This is a genomic window from Klebsiella sp. SYXHC3 (genome assembly GCF_057196925.1).
In genome coordinates this window covers 64,170-83,681 of record NZ_JBXUNG010000015.1, presented here as the reverse complement: position 1 = coordinate 83,681, position 19,512 = coordinate 64,170, and the positions used below count along the sequence as shown (strand labels likewise).

At 55.8% G+C, this 19,512-nt stretch carries 15 protein-coding genes, 1 pseudogene and 1 riboswitch; of the genes and pseudogenes, 7 read left to right on the top strand and 9 right to left on the bottom strand.

What is annotated here, in order from left to right:
- Positions 1-415: 415 nt before the first annotated feature.
- The gene (gene murI / locus AC2CGP_RS23360) at positions 416-1,267 is read right to left on the bottom strand and encodes a glutamate racemase (protein ID WP_015703959.1); all 852 of its coding nucleotides are present in this window, start codon (positions 1,265-1,267) and stop codon (positions 416-418) included.
- Positions 1,212-3,059: a TonB-dependent vitamin B12 receptor BtuB gene (gene btuB / locus AC2CGP_RS23355; RefSeq protein ID WP_015368904.1), complete on the bottom strand. Its 1,848-nt coding sequence runs from the start codon at positions 3,057-3,059 to the stop codon at positions 1,212-1,214. Before btuB ends, murI begins: the two co-directional genes overlap by 56 nt.
- Positions 3,060-3,124: 65 nt before the next feature.
- A riboswitch (cobalamin riboswitch) is annotated at positions 3,125-3,312 on the bottom strand.
- Between the two features lie 115 nt (positions 3,313-3,427).
- Here btuB and trmA point away from each other — a divergent pair.
- Complete coding sequence (gene trmA / locus AC2CGP_RS23350) at positions 3,428-4,528, top strand: tRNA (uridine(54)-C5)-methyltransferase TrmA (protein ID WP_020077583.1); 1,101 nt, start codon at positions 3,428-3,430, stop codon at positions 4,526-4,528.
- A 52-nt stretch (positions 4,529-4,580) separates the two neighbouring features.
- On the opposite strand, the gene AC2CGP_RS23345 is transcribed toward trmA, so the two are convergent.
- Together AC2CGP_RS23345 and fabR are read right to left on the bottom strand one after the other, a co-directional pair.
- A complete protein-coding gene (locus AC2CGP_RS23345; RefSeq protein WP_015368906.1) occupies positions 4,581-4,940 on the bottom strand; it encodes a YijD family membrane protein in 360 nt (119 codons plus the stop codon).
- 15 nt (positions 4,941-4,955) lie between these two features.
- The gene (gene fabR, locus AC2CGP_RS23340; RefSeq protein WP_015368907.1) at positions 4,956-5,591 is read right to left on the bottom strand and encodes an HTH-type transcriptional repressor FabR; all 636 of its coding nucleotides are present in this window, start codon (positions 5,589-5,591) and stop codon (positions 4,956-4,958) included.
- Between the two features lie 196 nt (positions 5,592-5,787).
- On the opposite strand from fabR, the gene sthA reads away from it, so the two are divergent.
- On the top strand, positions 5,788-7,188 hold the full coding sequence (gene sthA, locus AC2CGP_RS23335; protein ID WP_015368908.1) for a Si-specific NAD(P)(+) transhydrogenase: 1,401 nt from the start codon (positions 5,788-5,790) through the stop codon (positions 7,186-7,188).
- Here the strand turns inward: sthA and oxyR are convergent.
- The 4 genes from oxyR to argC form a co-directional block, all read right to left on the bottom strand.
- Positions 7,171-8,088, bottom strand: a complete 918-nt coding sequence (gene oxyR / locus AC2CGP_RS23330; protein ID WP_015368909.1) for a DNA-binding transcriptional regulator OxyR — start codon at positions 8,086-8,088, stop codon at positions 7,171-7,173. The genes sthA and oxyR overlap by 18 nt on opposite strands.
- 251 nt (positions 8,089-8,339) lie before the next feature.
- A complete protein-coding gene (gene argH, locus AC2CGP_RS23325; RefSeq protein ID WP_015368911.1) occupies positions 8,340-9,713 on the bottom strand; it encodes an argininosuccinate lyase in 1,374 nt (457 codons plus the stop codon).
- Between the two features lie 101 nt (positions 9,714-9,814).
- Positions 9,815-10,591 carry an acetylglutamate kinase gene (gene argB, locus AC2CGP_RS23320; protein WP_015368912.1) on the bottom strand — a complete coding sequence of 259 codons (777 nt, stop codon included), beginning with the start codon at positions 10,589-10,591 and terminating at the stop codon, positions 9,815-9,817.
- Positions 10,592-10,600: 9 nt separating this feature from the next.
- Positions 10,601-11,605 carry an N-acetyl-gamma-glutamyl-phosphate reductase gene (gene argC / locus AC2CGP_RS23315; protein WP_020077582.1) on the bottom strand — a complete coding sequence of 335 codons (1,005 nt, stop codon included), beginning with the start codon at positions 11,603-11,605 and terminating at the stop codon, positions 10,601-10,603.
- A gap of 113 nt (positions 11,606-11,718) precedes the next feature.
- On the opposite strand from argC, the gene argE reads away from it, so the two are divergent.
- Together argE and ppc are read left to right on the top strand one after the other, a co-directional pair.
- Entirely contained in the window at positions 11,719-12,870 is a 1,152-nt protein-coding gene (gene argE / locus AC2CGP_RS23310) for an acetylornithine deacetylase (protein ID WP_015368914.1), read from the top strand.
- Between the two features lie 257 nt (positions 12,871-13,127).
- The gene (ppc, locus tag AC2CGP_RS23305; RefSeq protein WP_063443718.1) at positions 13,128-15,779 is read left to right on the top strand and encodes a phosphoenolpyruvate carboxylase; all 2,652 of its coding nucleotides are present in this window, start codon (positions 13,128-13,130) and stop codon (positions 15,777-15,779) included.
- A gap of 46 nt (positions 15,780-15,825) precedes the next feature.
- Here ppc and zinT read toward each other — a convergent pair whose 3' ends face one another.
- On the bottom strand, positions 15,826-16,476 hold the full coding sequence (gene zinT / locus AC2CGP_RS23300; protein ID WP_015368916.1) for a metal-binding protein ZinT: 651 nt from the start codon (positions 16,474-16,476) through the stop codon (positions 15,826-15,828).
- Positions 16,477-16,500: 24 nt separating this feature from the next.
- Here zinT and AC2CGP_RS23295 point away from each other — a divergent pair.
- The 3 genes and pseudogenes from AC2CGP_RS23295 to gldA all read left to right on the top strand — a co-directional run bounded on the left by AC2CGP_RS23295 (position 16,501) and on the right by gldA (position 19,506).
- Positions 16,501-17,480: pseudogene (locus AC2CGP_RS23295) on the top strand (AraC family transcriptional regulator).
- A gap of 205 nt (positions 17,481-17,685) precedes the next feature.
- Positions 17,686-18,348 carry a fructose-6-phosphate aldolase gene (gene fsa / locus AC2CGP_RS23290; protein ID WP_407248992.1) on the top strand — a complete coding sequence of 221 codons (663 nt, stop codon included), beginning with the start codon at positions 17,686-17,688 and terminating at the stop codon, positions 18,346-18,348.
- A gap of 54 nt (positions 18,349-18,402) precedes the next feature.
- The gene (gene gldA / locus AC2CGP_RS23285; protein WP_045412819.1) at positions 18,403-19,506 is read left to right on the top strand and encodes a bifunctional L-1,2-propanediol dehydrogenase/glycerol dehydrogenase; all 1,104 of its coding nucleotides are present in this window, start codon (positions 18,403-18,405) and stop codon (positions 19,504-19,506) included.
- Positions 19,507-19,512: the final 6 nt, after the last annotated feature.

Genomic DNA, 19,512 nt, shown 5'->3' with positions numbered 1-19,512 from the left:
AGCGTTCAATCTGAGCCATGATCAAACTCTTCAATTTAAGTTTGATGCTCGTGAATTAAACTTCGTAATGAATTACGCATGTTCACTCAGAGACTTGGTATTCATTTATTGTCCGAAGACATTAAGAATCCATGTCACTTTGAGTGCCCACACAGATTGTCTGATAAATTGTTAAAGAGCAGTGCCGCTTCGTTTTTCGCTGCGGCGCGGGGTGTGCATATTACGCTTTCCCGCCTCAGAGTCAAGCATTTATTTTTGCTTTTCTCCGCGAGGTTCTCACCGGAACCCCGCTGACCCGGCGGCTTGTTTGCCGTTGTTCCGTGTCAGTGGTGGCGCATTATAGGGAGTTCTGAGACGTTGACAAGCCCTGTTTTCAAAAAACTTTTCAACCGTCTTTTTTTTGCGCAAAACGCCATTAAAGCGGTAGTTTTTCCAGCGTTTCAAAGCCGTAACGCTGTAAAACGGGTAAAAGCTGTTCAGTATCCGGGGTAATCGCCATGCAAAAAGCCTTATTGGCATCATTCGATTTGGCATCCGGCGCTTCATGCTCCAGCAGCCAGGCGGTGCGTCGAGCAATCGCCGCGCCGGAATCGATAAACCGCGTTCCTTCCGGCATAACCTGTTGCAGTTCTTCCGCCAGTAGTGGGAAGTGCGTACAACCTAATACGACCGTATCGGGCGGTTCCTGCATCCGTAGCCACGGGCGCAGAATTCGACGTAGCTCTTCCAACGGTACCGCTTCGCCGTGCAGCTTCGCCTCTGCCAGTTCCACCAGCTCAGCGGAACCCAGCATTTCGATGCGGCACTCATTGGCAAAGCGGTCAATGAGTTCACGAGTATAAGGACGCTTGACGGTACCGCGCGTCGCCAGCAGGCCGACAATACCGTTCGCCGTTAAGCGCGCGGCAGGTTTAATCGCTGGTACGACGCCGACCACCGGGAAAGCGAACTTTTCACGTAGGGCTGGCAGGGAAACGGTACTGGCGGTATTACAGGCGATGACCGCCAGCGCCAGAGGATAGCGTTGCTGAACGGCAGTCACGATTTCAACAACACGCTCAACGATAAACTCTTCGCTCTTCTCGCCATAGGGGAAGGCAACGTTATCGAAAGCATAAATATAATGTAGATCCGGCAACAGCTGCCGAATCTCGTTATATACCGACAACCCACCGACGCCGGAATCAAACACCAGCACGGTGGGACGTGGATCAGAAGGTGTAGCTGCCAGACAAGGTGTATTCCCGTCCTGCAGTTTGGTAGCCATATACTGTCTCGTAATCTTTATCGAACAGGTTGGCTATTTTACCACGAACTGTGAGATGTGAGGTGACTGGATACGAAACTGCGAGATCCCACAAGCTTACACCGCCCAACTTAACGCTCTCAGGCGCATAGGTTACCGGGTCGTAAGTGTTGTCATAACGGGTGCCAAGATAGTGATAGGTCACCCCCCAGTCGAAATCATAAACCTGCCAGTCCAGCTGGTATTTCACCTGCTGTTTTGCCCGGCGCACCAGCAGCTCGTTGGTTTTCGCATCACGCGCATCGACATAGTCATAGCTGATGCTGTGCGCCAGCGGCCCGGTATCAAACGACGCCGTCGCTTCAATACCTTTAATACGCGCCTTGCCGACGTTGTAATATTTCATCAACTGCGAGTCGTAGTCGATCAGATTATCGATGTCGTTACGATATCCGGACAGGCGCCATGTCACCCCAGACGTCAGGCCTTCAAAGGCCCCTTCCCACTGCTTGCTCTCTTCCGGGTCGAGATTCTGATTACCGTAGAAGCCGTACAGCTGGCCGAGATTCGGCGCTTTGTAGGCAGTGCCATAAGAGGCGATAAAGCGGTAGCCGTCGATAAACTCCCACGCGGCGCTGCTCTGCCAGGTACCATGCTGGCCAAACTGCGAGTTATCATCACTACGCGCCGCCCCTTCCAGGGTGAAATCGCCCAACTTTTGCAAGCCGGTGATAAACAGGCCGGTATTACGGATTTCATAGCCATCGGTCACATAGTTCGTGCCAGGCTCGGTGGTTTGTTTCTGCCAGTCAATTCCAGCGCCAACGTTGCCGTGGCCAACATCGACCGTGTTCGCCCACTGCACATTGTACTGTTTCACTTCATCCAGCGTCGCCGAGGTGTCATAGCGCCCCAGTCGCGGATCGTAATTGTAGTCCTTGCTGTGGCTATAGCTGGAAGTCAGCTGCGAGTGGAAGATATCCTGATTAAAACGCAGGCCGGCATCCCAGGTCTGGCTATACAACTGGCGAGTATCGACTAATACGCCGCCATAAGGAGAGCCGTCGTAGGCCGTCCGGTTGTCATAGCCGTACCCACGCACAAAGCCACTCCACTCATTGGAGAAGCTATGCTCCAGCGCGCCGTAGATCGTTTTGCTCATAAAGCCATCGCGATCCGGCTGGCGAACGCCGCCGGTATTGCCTTCGGCGACCACATCAAAGCCTTTGGTATAGGTATAGTCGCCCGCCAGGGTGACGCGGGTATGTCCGCCGAAAGTCTGCTGCGTGCTGCCGCCATAGTTCTGGTAGCCATTTGAGCCCACGCCGGCATTGAGCGTGGTGCCGTCCTGGTCGCGAGTGGTAATAATGTTTACCACCCCGCCGATCGCATCCGAACCGTAGACCGCCGAGCGCGGGCCACGAACGTATTCAATGCGCTGTACCAGAGCGATAGGGAACTGGCTTAAGTCGGAAGAGCCGCTGACGCCCGCCTGATTCAGACGTACGCCATCCACCAGGATTAAGACATGGCTGGAGTTGGTGCCGCGTACGAAAAGAGAGCTCTGCTGCCCCATGCCGCCGTTTTGCGCGATGTCCACGCCCGGCAGGCGGCGCATCACATCGGTGAGAGAGGTTGACTGCCAGCGATCGATATCCTGCCGCGTCACCACGCTCACCGGCGCCAGCACGGTTTCGATAGGTTGCGCCACACGGTTTGCCGTCACCACTAACGTATTTGAATTGCTGTCCTGCGCCCAGCCGGAAAATGCCGTGACGGATAAAGCCGTCATCAGCGAAGCTTTTTTAATCATTGTAAAAGCATCCATAATATAGAGAGGATGCCGCCGGCTCTATCAGTAGCTCGCGATGATAGAAACCAAATGCGACGTATCCGGCAGGTCTTCGGGCTTGGAGGCTGCTTTAAGAAATAATGACTTCCCACGGCTAACCGCAGTGTCTGCACCGAGTGCGCTTATTTCTCGCCTTTCCTTACCGCTGCGCGTCAGCTCCAGATTCGCACTGGATTCCCTATTAACTCAGAGGACCGGTTGCAAGATGCTACAATTAGAAACATATAGATGTCCAGACTGCTATAACGATATTTCATCCGCAACCAGGGCTGGACATCCCCAATGCTTTCCCTACAATCCCCGCGTACTTATTTTATTCAGGATGCATCATGACCCCCGAACACCTCCCTACCGAGCAATACGAAGCGCAACTGGCAGAAAAAGTCGTCCGTTTGCAGAAAATGATGGCCCCTTTTGCCGCGCCGGTTCCGGAGGTATTTCGTTCGCCGGTCAGCCACTACCGGATGCGCGCTGAATTTCGCCTGTGGCACGACGGCGACGACCTCTATCACATCATCTTCGATCAGCAGACCAAGTCGCGTATTCGCGTCGATACCTTCCCGGCCGCCAGCGAGCTCATCAACCAGCTGATGCCGGCAATGCTCGACGGCGTGCGCCATAACCCGGTCCTGCGCCATAAACTTTTCCAGATTGATTATCTGACGACCATGAGCAACCAGGCCATCGTCTCGCTGCTCTATCACAAGAAACTCGACGACGAATGGCGCCAGCATGCGGAAGCGCTGCGCGATGCCCTACGCGCGCAAAATCTCAACGTGCAGCTGATAGGCCGCGCCACTAAAACCAAAATCGAGCTCGATAGGGATTATGTCGATGAACGTCTGCCGGTTGGCGGGCGCGAAATGATCTATCGTCAGGTGGAAAACAGCTTTACCCAGCCAAACGCGGCGATGAATATTCAGATGCTGGAGTGGGCGCTGGACGTCACCAAAGGTTCCACCGGCGATCTGCTGGAGCTCTACTGCGGCAACGGCAACTTCTCGCTGGCGCTGGCGCGTAACTTCGATCGCGTGCTGGCGACGGAAATCGCTAAACCGTCAGTCGCCTCCGCGCAATACAACATTGCCGCCAACCATATCGATAACGTGCAAATTATCCGTATGGCGGCGGAAGAGTTTACCCAGGCGATGAACGGCGTGCGGGAGTTTAACCGCCTGCAGGGTATCGATCTGCAAAGCTATCAGTGCGAAACCATTTTTGTCGATCCGCCGCGCAGCGGGCTGGATAGCGAGACCGAAAAAATGGTCCAGGCCTATCCACGAATTCTCTATATCTCCTGCAACCCGGAAACACTGTGCCAGAACCTGGAAACCCTCAGCCAGACGCACAATGTCACCCGCCTGGCGCTATTCGATCAGTTCCCGTATACCCACCATATGGAATGCGGCGTACTGTTAACGAAGAAATAAACGCATAAAAAAACCCGGCGAACGCAACGTTGCCGGGTTATTACCTGGCGGATTACTCCGCCGCGGTATCTTTGCGGTTGCGCATCTTGTAACCGATCCAGAACACCATCGCGACAGACAGCACCGCCGGGAAGAAGTTAGAGCCGATATCCGGATATTCTGCGCGCACCACGGTGCTATACAGCAATACGCCGAGAATAAAGCAGGCGGCGGAAAGCCCCGGCAGCCCGACCGGCATACTGCGGTTCTGATAGCGCTGGTGCAGGCAGTATACCGTCAGCAGCAGCGACAGAACCGGGAAGATGGAAAAGGGAACGATTGAGCTGAACAGCGCGGCGAAGGTGCCATTAATGGACAGACCCGCGATCAGCGCCAGCAGTAGCGTACCTTTATCTTGAACTGAGTGTTTCATTGCTCGTCCTTCACGTTATTCGGAATGATGTGACATTTTTTCTTGTTCACGGCGATACCAGTAATACGCGCCTTTTGAAATCATTCTGAGCTGCAGTACCAGCCGTTCTTCCAGCTGTCGGCGCTGCTCCGGACTGACGTCCAACGCTTCCGCACCGGCGTTGAATACGATGGTGACCATAGCTTCAGCCTGCGCTTCGGTAAAGGCGCGCGGCATATGGTTTTCGAGTTCTAAATAGTCGGCAAGTTCCGCGATGAAATGCTGGATCTCGCGCGCTACAGCGGCTCGAAACGCCGCGGATGTGCCAGAACGCTCACGCAACAGCAGGCGGAAGGCGTTCGGGTTGTTACCAATAAACTCCATAAAGGTAGAGACGGAGGTGCGGATCACGCTGCCGCCTTTCGCAATGCGCTGGCGCGCCTGGCGCATCAGTTGGCGCAGCATTAGCCCGCTTTCGTCTACCATCGTCAGGCCTAACTCATCGACATCGCGAAAATGACGATAAAAGGACGTCGGCGCGATCCCTGCTTCCCGCGCAACCTCACGCAAGCTCAGGCTGGCAAAGCTTCGCTCAGCGCTAAGTTGGCTAAATGCCGCTTCCACCAGCGAGCGGCGGGTTTTTTCTTTTTGTTGTGCTCTTACGCCCATCACGATGTATGAATCCTTCCAATAGCCCTGTCGGCACTATACCAGAGATTAAAACTAATCGGTTTGTACTGGATTGTGAATGATTGTTTATGAGCCGTTTCTGCTTTTATGCCGCAAAAAAGCACAACGATAATTGGGTTAAAGCTCGCCAAATGTTATCATCGTGTTTATTTTGTGTATAAAACAGGTGAGTAATGCCATGTCACACTCTTGGGATTATGATGCAATAGTGATTGGTTCCGGTCCTGGCGGCGAAGGCGCCGCGATGGGACTGGTGAAACAGGGAGCTCGTGTTGCCGTTATCGAGCGCTACCATAACGTCGGCGGTGGTTGTACCCACTGGGGAACCATCCCGTCAAAAGCGCTTCGCCATGCCGTCAGCCGTATTATCGAGTTTAACCAAAACCCCCTCTACAGCGACCATTCCCGTCTTCTCCGTTCTTCCTTCGCCGACATCCTCAACCATGCCGACAGCGTCATTAACCAGCAAACCCATATGCGTCAGGGTTTCTATGAGCGCAACCACTGCGAAATTCTGCAGGGCAACGCCCACTTTGTTGATGAGCACACGCTGGCGCTGGAGTGTCACGATGGCACCGTAGAAACGGTCACCGCCGAGAAATTCGTTATCGCCTGCGGCTCGCGCCCGTATCATCCGGCCGATGTCGATTTCCACCACCCGCGTATTTACGACAGCGATTCCATTCTTAGCCTGCACCACGAACCGCGCCACGTGATCATTTACGGCGCAGGGGTGATCGGCTGCGAGTACGCGTCGATCTTCCGCGGTATGGAGGTTAAGGTCGATCTGATCAATACCCGCGATCGTCTACTGGCGTTCCTCGATCAGGAGATGTCCGATTCGCTCTCCTATCACTTCTGGAACAGCGGCGTGGTTATCCGCCATAACGAAGAGTACGAGAAAATCGAAGGCGTCGATGACGGCGTGATCATGCATCTGAAGTCTGGTAAGAAGCTGAAAGCTGACTGCCTGCTGTACGCCAACGGTCGTACCGGTAACACCGATACGCTGGCGCTGGAAAATATCGGTCTGCAAACCGACAGCCGCGGCCAGCTGAAAGTAAACAGCATGTATCAGACCGCCCTACCGCACATCTATGCCGTCGGTGACGTTATCGGTTATCCAAGCCTGGCGTCAGCGGCTTACGATCAGGGGCGCATCGCCGCGCAGGCGCTAATCAAAGGCGAAGCCTCCGCGCATCTGATTGAAGATATCCCGACCGGGATCTACACCATTCCGGAAATCAGCTCAGTGGGTAAAACCGAGCAGCAGCTAACCGCGATGAAGGTACCTTATGAGGTAGGTCGCGCACAGTTTAAACATCTGGCGCGGGCGCAAATCGTCGGTATGAGCGTGGGTACGCTGAAGATTCTGTTCCATCGCGAGACGAAAGAGATCCTCGGCATCCACTGCTTTGGTGAGCGCGCGGCCGAAATTATTCATATCGGCCAGGCGATTATGGAGCAGAAAGGCGGCGGTAACACCATTGAGTACTTCGTTAACACCACCTTTAACTACCCGACCATGGCCGAAGCCTATCGGGTAGCGGCGTTAAACGGCTTAAACCGCCTCTTTTAACGCCTTATCGAAGTGGCCATCCATAGTACTGCGGATGGCCTCCGCCAGATGCTCATAGCGGCTACGCAGCGGCGAACCAGGACGATAAACCAGCCCGATGGTGCGTCTTGGTTCCGGCTTAATGCACGGAATATAGACCACGCCATCGCGTTTTCTCTCCTGCGGCACCGCCAGCGCAGGCAGCAGTGTAATACCACTTCCGGCGGCAACCATGTTGCGCAGCGTTTCAAGGCTGGTCGCGCGGAAGTGGGTATCTTCGTCCGCACCCGCTTCAAAGCAGAAGCCCATCGCCTGGTCGCGCAGACAGTGTCCGTCTTCCAGCATCAACAGCTTTTCACCCGCTAAATCCGCCATCGGCACGCGATCGCGCTCTGCCCACGGGTGGTCTTCGTAGATAGCCAGCATCATCGGCTCATCGAACAGCGGCACTTCGATAAAGGCTTCACTCTCTTTGACCAGCGCGAGGATCGCGCAGTCGAGCTTACCGCTATCGAGCTGCGCCAGCAGCTGATGGGTTTGCGCCTCATGCAGATACATTTCCAGCTTCGGGAAAGTCTGATGCAGCATCGGAATTATGTGCGGCAGCAAATATGGCCCCACCGTCGGGATCAGGCCGATATGCAGCGGCCCGGACATGGTTTCCCCTTGCTGGCTTGCCATCTCCTTGAGCACTTTTACTTCGCGTAGCACGGTACGCGCCTGATCCACCAGCAGCAAACCCGCCTGAGTGAACAGAACCTTACGGCTGGTGCGCTCCAGTAACATCACCCCAAGTTCATCTTCCAGCTTGCGAATTTGTCCGCTGAGCGTGGGCTGACTGACGTGGCAGGAATCTGCCGCACGTCGGAAGTGGCGATGTTCAGCCAGCGCTACCAGGTATTCAAGATCGCGAATATTCATTATTCATCCTCCATCGCCACGATAGTCCATGGCGATAGATAGAATAGCAACGAACGATTATCCCTATCAAGTTTTCTGTTCAATAATAACCACAGAAACGAGGAGAACATCTGAAAATCATTGAGTCGCCTCACAGTTTCCCTACCCGAACAACTAAAGCCAACGTGAACTTTTGCGGACCTCGTGTCCGCTTTTTTTTGCGTAAAAAAGCCCGGGGATTACCCAGGCTCATTCAACATCGGTGTAATCTCTTACACTAGGCGCTGTCTGGCGTCGGCAATCGCCTGCGCCACCTGCTGCGGCGAGACGCCGCCTTTGGCCGCACGTTTATCAAGGCAGGACTGCAACGACAGGATCGGGTAGACGTCATCGCCGATAACGCTGCTGAACTTTTGCAAGTCGCTTAACGGTAAATCTTCCAGCGCTTTGCCCTGAGCAATCGCTTCAACCACCGCTTCACCGACGATATGGTGTGCTTCGCGGAACGGAACGCCTTTTGCCACCAGGTAATCCGCCAGCTCGGTAGCGTTGGCGTAACCCTGCTGCGCCGCTTCCGCACAGCGCGGACGTTTCACCTGGATACCGTCCAGCACCAGCGCCGCCATGTGCAGGCAGTCAAGCCAGGTGTCCAGCGCATCGAACAGCCCTTCTTTGTCTTCCTGCATATCTTTGTTGTAGGCCAGCGGTAGCCCTTTCAGGGTCATCATCATGCCGGTCAGCGCGCCCTGCACGCGGCCGCATTTACCGCGGATCAGTTCCAGCGCATCCGGGTTTTTCTTCTGCGGCATCAGCGACGAGCCGGAAGTAACGCGATCAGAGAGTTCAACAAAACCCGCTTCGCCGGTATTGAAGAAAATCAGATCTTCGGCAAAACGCGACAGGTGCACCATACCGATAGAGGCATCGGAAAGCAGTTCCAGCACGTGATCGCGATCGGAGACGCTATCGAGGCTGTTACGGGTCGCCGATGCGAAACCCAACCAACCGGCCAGCTGCTCACGGTCGATTTCATAAGCGGTTCCCGCCAGCGCGCCGCATCCCAGCGGGCTGACATCGAGGCGCTTGAGCGCGTCCTGCAGACGGCTTTCATCACGGGCCAGCATTTCAACGTAGGCCAGACACCAGTGCGCAAAAGTCACCGGCTGGGCGCGCTGCAGATGGGTATAACCCGGCATCACCGCATCCTGATTGTTGCCCGCGGTTTCCACCAGCGCGCTTTGCAGTTGGCGGGTCGCGGACAGCAGCTCGGTGACGGTCTCTTTACACCACAGCTTGAGATCGGTGGCGACCTGGTCATTACGGCTACGTCCGGTATGCAGTTTTTTGCCCAACTGGCCGACTTTATCGATCAGTTTCCCTTCGACCCAGCTATGGATATCTTCGGCATCGCTTTCAAGGATTTGCTGCGGGTTGGCGCGTACCTCTTCCAGCAAGACGTTCAGCGCCTCTTCCAGCTGCAGCTGCTCATCGGCGGTCAGTACGCCTACGGTTACCAGCGCTTTGGACCAGGCGACGGATCCCACGATATCCTGTTCCGCCAGACGATAGTCAAAGCGTAAAGAGTCGTTGAATTGTTTGAACCGCTGATCTGCTGCCTGTGTAAAACGCCCGCCCCAAAGTGCCATAACATGCTTCCTTTATTCGTGAGTTCTGCCGGGTCGCGCTGCGCTTACCCGGTCTACGGTCTTGTCGCCCCGGCAAGCAACGCGCCGCCGGGCATTCAATCTTAAGCCAAAATACGCGTACCGATCGGGGTACCGTTAAATAATGCCGGCAGCTGCTCGGCATGGCGCCAGGAAGCGATATCCACCGGGCGGCCCAGCTCGCGCGCCGCGTCCAGCGCCGCGTTCACTTTCACGATCATGCCGTCGGTAATAATGCCCTGTTCAATCAGTTGCTCGGCCCTGGAGGCGGTCATTTCCGCAATCCGCTGACCTTTACCGTCGAGAATGCCGCTAACATCGGACAGCAAGATAAGATCCGCGCCCAACGTCGCCGCCAGCGCCGTCGCCGCCTGATCGGCGTTGACGTTCATCAGTTGTCCTTCGTCGGTGACGCCAATCGAGCTCACGACAGGCAGGTAGCCGCCCGCCAACAGCGTATTGATAAGCGTCGGCGAGCCTGCCTGCGCTTTACCGACGTGGCCCAGTTCTTCATCCAACTGAGTCACCTTCACGCTATCGCCATCGCCGAGGAACAGCCCTACCGAGGAAAGACCATGCTTTTTCGCCCATGCCAGCAGCGTTTTATTGGCCGTTCCCGCCAGCGCGCCGGTAATGATGTCAATCTGATCGGCAGGCGTTACGCGCAGGCCATTTTTCTTTTTCACCGGCAGATTAAGCTGTTTCATCAGCTCATCCACCACGCAGCCGCCGCCGTGGACGATAACCAGCGGACGCTGGTGTGTTTCGCGGTAGTGCACCAAGGCGGTAAACAGACGTTCCAGCGCTTCTTCGCTATCCAACAACACGCCGCCAAGTTTGATAATCAATGGATTGTTCATCATCACACCTTAAATTAAAGACTGCGTCTCAGCGAAGCCGAAACGAATGTTAGCGCACTGCACGGCCTGCGCTGCCGCGCCTTTCAGCAGGTTATCCTCTGCGGCCACGACGATAATATGTTCGTCCTGGACGGCAAAACCGATATCACAGAATGGCAGCCCAACTACGTTTTTCAGCGCCGGTACGCCTTTATCGTATAAACGGACCAACGGCTTATTGGCATAGGCCTGCTGGAAGACATCAGCCACCTGATCTTTACTGACGCCCGGCTTCAGGCGGCAGGTAATGGTTTCCAGAATACCGCGTTTAAAATTGCCCAAATGGGGAGTGAAGATCACCTCTGCGCCCAGATGGGTAGAAATTTCCGGATGGTGGCGATGATTGAAAACACCGTACGGCTGCAGGCTGACTTCGCAGAAGCTATTGCTCATCGCCGCCTTACGCCCGGCGCCGCTAACGCCGCTGGTGGCGTTGATCACCGGCCATTGCTTCAGATCCAACAGACCGGCATCGATCAGCGGTTTTAACGCCAGCTGCGCCGCCGTCGGGTAGCAGCCAGGCACCGCGATCAAATTCGCCTCTTTCAATGCTTCTACGTTCCACTCCGCCAGACCGTATACCGCCTGCTTAAGCAGATCGGAATGCTGATGAGTGAAACCGTAGTATTTTTCGTAGAACGCGCAATCGTTGACGCGAAACGCGCCGGATAAATCGAACACCACGCAGCCCGCGGCCAAAAACTGCGGCGCCAGATCGTGGCTAACTTCATGCGCGGTGGCGAGGAACACTACATCCGCGCCGGCGCTAAATTCGCTGATATCGGACATTGCCTGCAGCGGCAGGTCGACAATACCTTTCAGCTGCGGATGTATATCGGAAATTAACTTTCCGGCATCATTGCTTTGCGCGGAGACGGTCAAAGCGGTTATGTTCATATGAGGGTGGCGATTTACATAGGCCACCAGCTCTGCGCCGGCATAGCCGCTAGCTCCCACGATCAGCGTATTTAGCATTGGAAGAGCATCTCCTTACATTCGATGGGTTTTATTGCGCTCAACGATATTGTATTTTTATTCACAAATACTGCATGAATATTGATACTATCATGACCTGAGGTGTGTCAACAATGAAAAACAATTTACCGCCCTTTATCGAGATTTACCGCGCATTGATCGCCACACCATCCATCAGCGCGACCGAAGAAGCGCTGGATCAAAGCAATGAGTCTTTAATCAATTTACTCGGCGGCTGGTTCCGCGATCTGGGCTTTAACGTCGAGATCCAGCCGGTACCTGAGACGCGCAATAAATTCAATATGTTGGCCAGCACTGGCCACGGCGCTGGCGGCCTGCTGCTCGCCGGGCATACCGATACCGTGCCTTTCGACGATGGTCGCTGGACCCGCGACCCGTTTACACTTACGGAGCACGACAACAAACTCTACGGGCTCGGCACCGCCGATATGAAAGGCTTCTTCGCGTTTATCCTCGATGCCCTGCGCGACGTTGACGTCAGTAAATTGAAAAAACCGCTGTATATTCTGGCCACCGCTGACGAAGAAACCAGCATGGCGGGCGCGCGCTACTTTGCCGAAACCACGCAACTGCGCCCGGATTGCGCCATCATCGGCGAGCCGACCTCTCTGCAGCCGGTGCGGGCGCATAAAGGCCACATTTCAACAGCGGTACGCGTACTGGGCCAGTCCGGCCACTCCAGCGACCCGGCGCGCGGCGTGAACGCTATTGAACTGATGCACGATGCGATTGGCCGCATCATGCAACTGCGCGATGATTTAAAAGAGCGTTACCACTATGCCGCTTTCACCGTGCCTTATCCGACGCTCAACCTGGGCGCCATTCACGGTGGCGATGCATCCAACCGCATCTGCGCCTGCTGCGAATTGCACATGGATATTCGTCCATTGCCGGGGATGACGCTTAACGACCTGAACGGCCTGCTGGATGAAGCGCTGGCGCCGGTCAGCGAACGCTGGCCGGGGCGTCTGACGGTCTCTGAGCTGCATCCGCCGATTCCAGGCTATGAATGCCCGCCGGACCACAAGTTGGTCGAAGTGGTTGAAAAACTGCTCGGCGCGCAGACCGAAGTGGTGAACTACTGCACCGAAGCGCCGTTTATCCAGACGCTGTGTCCTACGCTGGTGTTAGGACCGGGCTCCATCAACCAGGCCCACCAGCCGGATGAATATCTGGAGACGCGGTTTATTAAGCCGACGCGCGAGCTCATCACTCAGGTTGTCCATCACTTCTGCTGGCATTAATCGCTGCTAGTTTCCCGCCTTCACGTCCGGAGGCGGGAGAGTGACGATCGTCACACTTCCATAAGTAATGCTTATCCGCCGACCGCTGAGTTAACTTTCGCAAATTATCGCCATTTATTCGTTTGCTGAAGCGATTTCGCAGCAATTGACGCGGGGGTATTTACGTGGCTTTATAAAAGACGGGTTGCTTATCCACTGCTCAAATCACGGAGCGCCGGATATAACAAAATAAAATGAGATGGGGTGTCTGGGGTAACATGAACGAACAATATTCCGCTTTGCGTAGTAATGTCAGTATGCTCGGTAAGGTGCTGGGCGACACCATCAAGGATGCGTTAGGAGAAAACATTCTTGATCGTGTCGAAACTATCCGTAAGTTGTCCAAATCTTCTCGCGCGGGCAATGAAGCCAATCGCCAGGAGCTGCTCACCACGCTGCAAAACTTGTCCAACGACGAGCTGCTGCCGGTGGCGCGCGCCTTTAGCCAGTTCCTGAATCTGGCCAATACCGCTGAGCAATATCACAGCATTTCGCCCAACGGCGAAGCCGCCAGCAATCCGGAAGTTATTGCGCGTACCCTGAGAAAACTCAAAGACCAACCCAATCTCAACGAAGACACCATAAAAAAAGCGGTGGAATCCCTGTCGCTGGAGCTGGTATTAACCGCTCACCCGACCGAAATCACCCGCCGGACGCTGATCCACAAAATGGTGGAAGTGAACAACTGCCTTAAGCAGTTGGATAACAAAGATATCGCTGACTATGAGCACAACCAGCTGATGCGCCGCCTGCGCCAGCTGATCGCCCAGTCCTGGCATACCGATGAAATTCGTAAGCACCGCCCTTCTCCGGTCGATGAAGCCAAATGGGGTTTCGCGGTAGTTGAAAACAGCCTGTGGGAAGGCGTGCCGAACTATCTGCGCGAGCTGAACGAACAGCTGGAAGCCAACCTCGGTTACCAGCTACCGGTTGATTTTGTGCCGGTACGATTCACTTCCTGGATGGGCGGCGACCGTGACGGCAACCCGAACGTCACCGCCGATATCACCCGCCACGTGCTGTTGCTCAGCCGCTGGAAAGCGACCGATCTTTTCCTGAAAGATATCCAGGTGCTTATCTCCGAGCTGTCGATGGTCGAATGCACCGACGAGCTCCGCGATTTGGCGGGTGCGGAAGGCGCGCAAGAGCCGTATCGTTATCTGATGAAAAAGCTGCGTAGCCAGTTGATGGAGACCCAGGCCTGGCTGGAAGCGCGTCTGAAAGGGCAAAAACTGCCGAAACCGGCGGGGCTTATCACGCAAAACGAACAGCTGTGGGAACCGCTGTATGCCTGCTATAAATCGCTGCAGGCCTGCGGAATGGGCATCATCGCCAACGGCGAACTGCTCGATACCCTGCGCCGGGTGAAATCTTTCGGCGTACCGCTGGTGCGTATCGATATCCGTCAGGAAAGCACCCGCCATACCGAAGCGCTGGGCGAAATGACCCGCTACCTCGGGATCGGCGATTATGAAAGCTGGTCGGAAGCCGACAAGCAGGCTTTCCTGATCCGTGAGCTGAACTCCAAACGCCCGCTGCTGCCGCGTCAGTGGGAGCCGAGCGAAGAGACCCGCGAGGTCCTCGACACCTGTAAAGTGATCGCCGAAGCGCCGCGTGGATCGATCGCCGCTTATGTGATCTCAATGGCCAAAACGCCGTCCGACGTGCTGGCGGTTCATCTTCTGCTAAAAGAAGCCGGTATCGGCTTTGCCCTGCCGGTCGCGCCGCTGTTTGAAACGCTGGACGACCTGAACAACGCCAACGACGTTATGACTCAGTTACTGAATATTGACTGGTATCGCGGCTTTATTCAGGGCAAGCAGATGGTCATGATCGGTTACTCCGACTCGGCCAAAGATGCCGGCGTGATGGCCGCCTCCTGGGCCCAGTACCAGGCACAGGACGCGCTAATCAAAACCTGTGAAAAAGCCGGTATTGAACTGACTCTATTCCACGGTCGCGGTGGCTCCATCGGTCGCGGCGGCGCTCCGGCCCACGCGGCGCTGCTCTCGCAGCCGCCGGGCAGCCTGAAAGGCGGCCTGCGCGTCACCGAACAGGGCGAAATGATCCGCTTTAAGTACGGCCTGCCGGAAGTCACCATCAGCAGCCTGTCGTTGTACACCAGCGCGATTCTGGAAGCCAACCTGCTGCCGCCGCCGGAACCAAAACCGCAGTGGCGCGAAATCATGGCCGAGCTGTCCGACGTCTCCTGCAAGATGTATCGCGGCTACGTGCGGGAAAACAAAGACTTCGTCCCTTATTTCCGCTCCGCGACCCCGGAACAAGAACTGGGCAAACTGCCGCTTGGCTCGCGTCCGGCGAAACGTCGACCGACCGGCGGCGTCGAGTCACTGCGCGCCATCCCGTGGATCTTCGCCTGGACCCAGAACCGCCTGATGCTGCCGGCCTGGCTGGGCGCCGGTGCCGCGCTGCAGAAAGTGGTCGAGGGCGGTAAGCAAAGCGAGCTGGAAAGCATGTGCCGCGACTGGCCGTTCTTCTCGACCCGCCTCGGAATGCTGGAAATGGTCTACTCAAAAGCCGACCTGTGGCTGGCGGAGTACTACGATCAGCGTCTGGTGAAACCGGAACTGTGGAAGCTAGGCGAAGAGCTACGTCAGCTGTTAACCGCCGATATCGAAGTGGTGCTGGCTATCGCTAATGACTCCCACCTGATGGCCGACCTGCCGTGGATCGCCGAATCCATCCAGTTGCGTAACATCTATACCGACCCACTTAACGTCCTGCAGGCCGAACTGTTGCACCGTTCGCGCCAGGCTGAAGAGGCTGGCGAGGAACCGGATGCGCGCGTTGAGCAAGCGCTGATGGTCACCATTGCCGGCGTCGCGGCAGGGATGCGTAATACCGGCTAGTCACCGTTTCCCCCGGCCGCCCGGCCGGGGGATTTTCCCTCTCATTTTAGTGATGCAACATCTCATCGACGATCTGCTCTTTATGCAGCGCATAGGGATAATAGGTCGGCCAGTTATCCATCTCTTTCAGCAAGGCCTCCTGTGATTCATTGCCCATAAATATATGGAAATGCTGCGATTTGCGCGGGCCAATAATATGGTCGCTGAACTGGACGAATTTCGGCGCGTTACCATCGCCCTGTTGGCACTCAAACAGATAGCGAACGCCCTTCTTGCCGGAGGCGTATTGCAGGATTTTGTAGCCTGAGTAGGTATATTTGCAGCTATTAACGGTCTTGCCGACGTGGAACTCTATCACGTCATCTTCGATGCCAATCTGCTCCACGTCGGTGGCGTAACCCTTCTTATAATAGGCGCGATACTCTTCCACGCTCTTGCCGCCGGGCTTTTTCGCCTTCTGCTCCAGAACCGGATCAAGGTCGCCATTCAGCAGGTACGGATTAACGGACTGCCAGACGCCATCCCAATCGCTCAACGCGCGATCCTTCACATCTTTATCGGCAAAAATGCCTTCGCTAGCCTGGCGTTCTATGTCGGTCAACGCTGGGCCATGGCTATGGTTACCGTGGGCGAACGCCTGGACGCTCGCAAGCGCCATGCCTAAGCCAAACGCGAGCATGGGGATCTTTCGGGTCATTACTCTCTCCTGAGTTCAATATCGATTGCGATAAAATGTTACGATATAACATATCGTAACCAAGAAGCAATAACGACAAGCTCGCGCTTTTACCGCTGGAAAAATGTCCGGTATGATGAAATGCGTGGCGTTTTGGCGGGGTAAAGATGGATAACAGCATCAATCAGCTCATTGATTCATTCGTGAAAAAACAAACCTGCATTGCAGAAGTGCATTTTACCGGTGAGTCACGCCCCCCTGCCGACGCCGCGATCAAGGTTGATTTTCCTCGTCTGAATATTGTCATTGAGGGGCAGTTGTACGATCTCGCCCTCGGCGATAATGCCGCGCCGCTGCAGCCGCGCGATGTACTGTATATTGCGGGCGATAGATGGAACTGGCCGCAATGGCAGACACCCTGCCTGCTATTAAGCATCTTATTCGGCAAACAGCAGTTGGAATTTTCGCTGCAGCGCTGGAGCGGCGAGGCGCTAACTCTTGTCCAGAAGATCCAGGTACCGCGCCGCGGGCCGCGCGTGGGTTCATTCCTGCTACAGGCGCTAAATGAAATACGTATGCAGCCGCAGGAACAACAAACCGCCCGCAGCATCGTGATTAGCCTACTCAGCCACTGTACCGATCTGCTGGGTAGTCAGGCGCAAACTTCATCGCGCAGCCAGGCACTGTTCGAAGCGATCCGCCAGTATATCGATCTCCATTTCGCTGAGCCGCTGAGCCGGGAATCCGTGGCCCAGTCGTTTTACCTATCCCCCAATTATCTCTCGCACCTGTTTCAGAAATGCGGGCCCATGGGTTTTAACGAATACCTTAATCATATTCGCCTCGAACAGGCGCGCATGCTGTTGAAAGGCCATGATATGAAAGTGAAAGACGTTGCCCACGCCTGCGGCTTCGCCGACAGCAACTACTTCTGCCGTCTGTTTCGCAAGAACACCGAACGTTCGCCTTCCGAATACCGCCGCCAGTATCACAGCCAGTTGACGGAAAAATCCTCTGCGCCGTAAAACTAGATTTTTGTAAGTAACTGTCTGCTGATTGCTGGCCACGTACCTTTATAAGCAGGAACAGGCGGACAAATGTGATCTAAATCATCCTTAATCGCAATGCGTACATTTATCCAGTTTTTGGCAAATTTGTCATCTGGCGAGCAAGCAAACGAAAACCGTATCCTTTCCTCAACATCACTGAATTACACATCGAGGAATGGTTATGGAACTCTATCTGGACACCGCGAACGTCGCTGAAGTTGAACGTCTGGCCCGCATTTATCCGCTGGCTGGCGTCACCACCAACCCGAGCATCATCGCCGCCGGCAAAACCCCGGTTTGGGACGTGCTGCCGCGCCTGCAAAAAGCCGTCGGCCCGGAAGGTGTTCTGTTCGCGCAGACCATGAGTCGCGATGCGCAGGGCATGGTGGAAGAAGCCAAACGCTTGAGCAACGCCGTGCCGGGTATCGTGGTTAAAATCCCGGTTACCGCCGAAGGTCTCGCCGCCATCAAACTGCTGAAAAAAGAAGGCATCCCGACGCTTGGCACCGCGGTCTATAGCGCTGCCCAGGGGCTGCTGGCGGCGCTGGCCGGCGCGAAATACGTCGCGCCATACGTCAACCGCGTCGACGCCCAGGGCGGTGATGGCATTCGCATGGTGCAAGAACTGCAATCCCTGCTGGAAATGCACGCCCCGGAAAGCAAAGTCCTGGCCGCGAGCTTCAAAACCCCGCGCCAGGCATTGGATTGCCTGTTAGCTGGCTGCGAAGCTATCACCCTCCCCTTAGACGTAGCGCAACAAATGCTCGGCACCCCCGCGGTAGAGTCAGCCATAGAGAAGTTCGAGCTGGACTGGAATAACGCATTTGGCACGTTGAACCTGTAATCCGATCGCCAGCCGCCGGTCGGCGGCTTGCACGGTCATCGAGGAGGAATCGAAATGGATCGCATTATTCAATCACCCGGTAAATACATTCAGGGCGCTGGCGCCATCAAGCGCCTCGGCGAATATCTTAAACCGCTGGCCGAACGGTGGCTTATCATCGGCGATAAGTTTGTTCTTGGCTTTGCCGAAGAGCAGTTGCGTACCAGCCTTGGCGGCGCTGGCCTGGTGGCCGAAATCGCACCGTTCGGCGGTGAATGTTCGCAAAATGAAATCAACCGCCTGCGCGATATCGCCAGCAGCGCCCAATGCCATGCGGTGCTCGGCATCGGCGGCGGCAAGACTTTGGATACCGCGAAAGCGCTGGCTCACTATATGCATCTGCCGGTAGTCGTGGCGCCGACCATCGCCTCCACCGACGCGCCGTGCAGCGCGTTGTCTGTTATCTATACCGACGATGGGGAATTCGAAAGCTATTTGATGCTGCCGCACAACCCGAACATGGTGGTTGTCGATACGCAGATCGTCGCAGGCGCGCCAGCTCGCCTGCTGGCCGCCGGGATTGGCGATGCGCTGGCGACCTGGTTTGAAGCCCGCGCCTGCTCGCGCAGCGGTGCGACCACAATGGCGGGCGGTAAATGCACTCAGGCAGCGCTGGCACTGGCGGAACTCTGCTACAACACGCTGGTTGAAGAAGGCGAAAAGGCGATGCTTGCCGCCGAGCAGCATGTGGTTACCCCAGCGCTCGAACGGGTGATCGAAGCCAACACCTACCTGAGCGGCGTCGGCTTTGAGAGCGGTGGGCTGGCGGCGGCGCACGCGATTCACAACGGTTTGACCGCCATCCCGGACGCCCATCACTTCTATCACGGCGAGAAGGTCGCGTTTGGTACCCTGACGCAGCTGGTGCTGGAAAACGCGCCGGTGGAAGAGATAGAAACCGCGGCGGCGTTGTGTCACAGCGTCGGCCTGCCCATCACACTGGCGCAGCTCGATATTAAAGGCGACATCCCGGCCAAAATGCGCACGGTCGCGGAGGCCGCCTGCGCCGAAGGCGAAACCATCCACAACATGCCGGGCGGCGCCTGTGCCGACCAGGTTTACGCCGCGCTACTGGTTGCCGACCAATACGGTCAGCGTTTCCTGCAAGAGTGGGAATAACCTGCC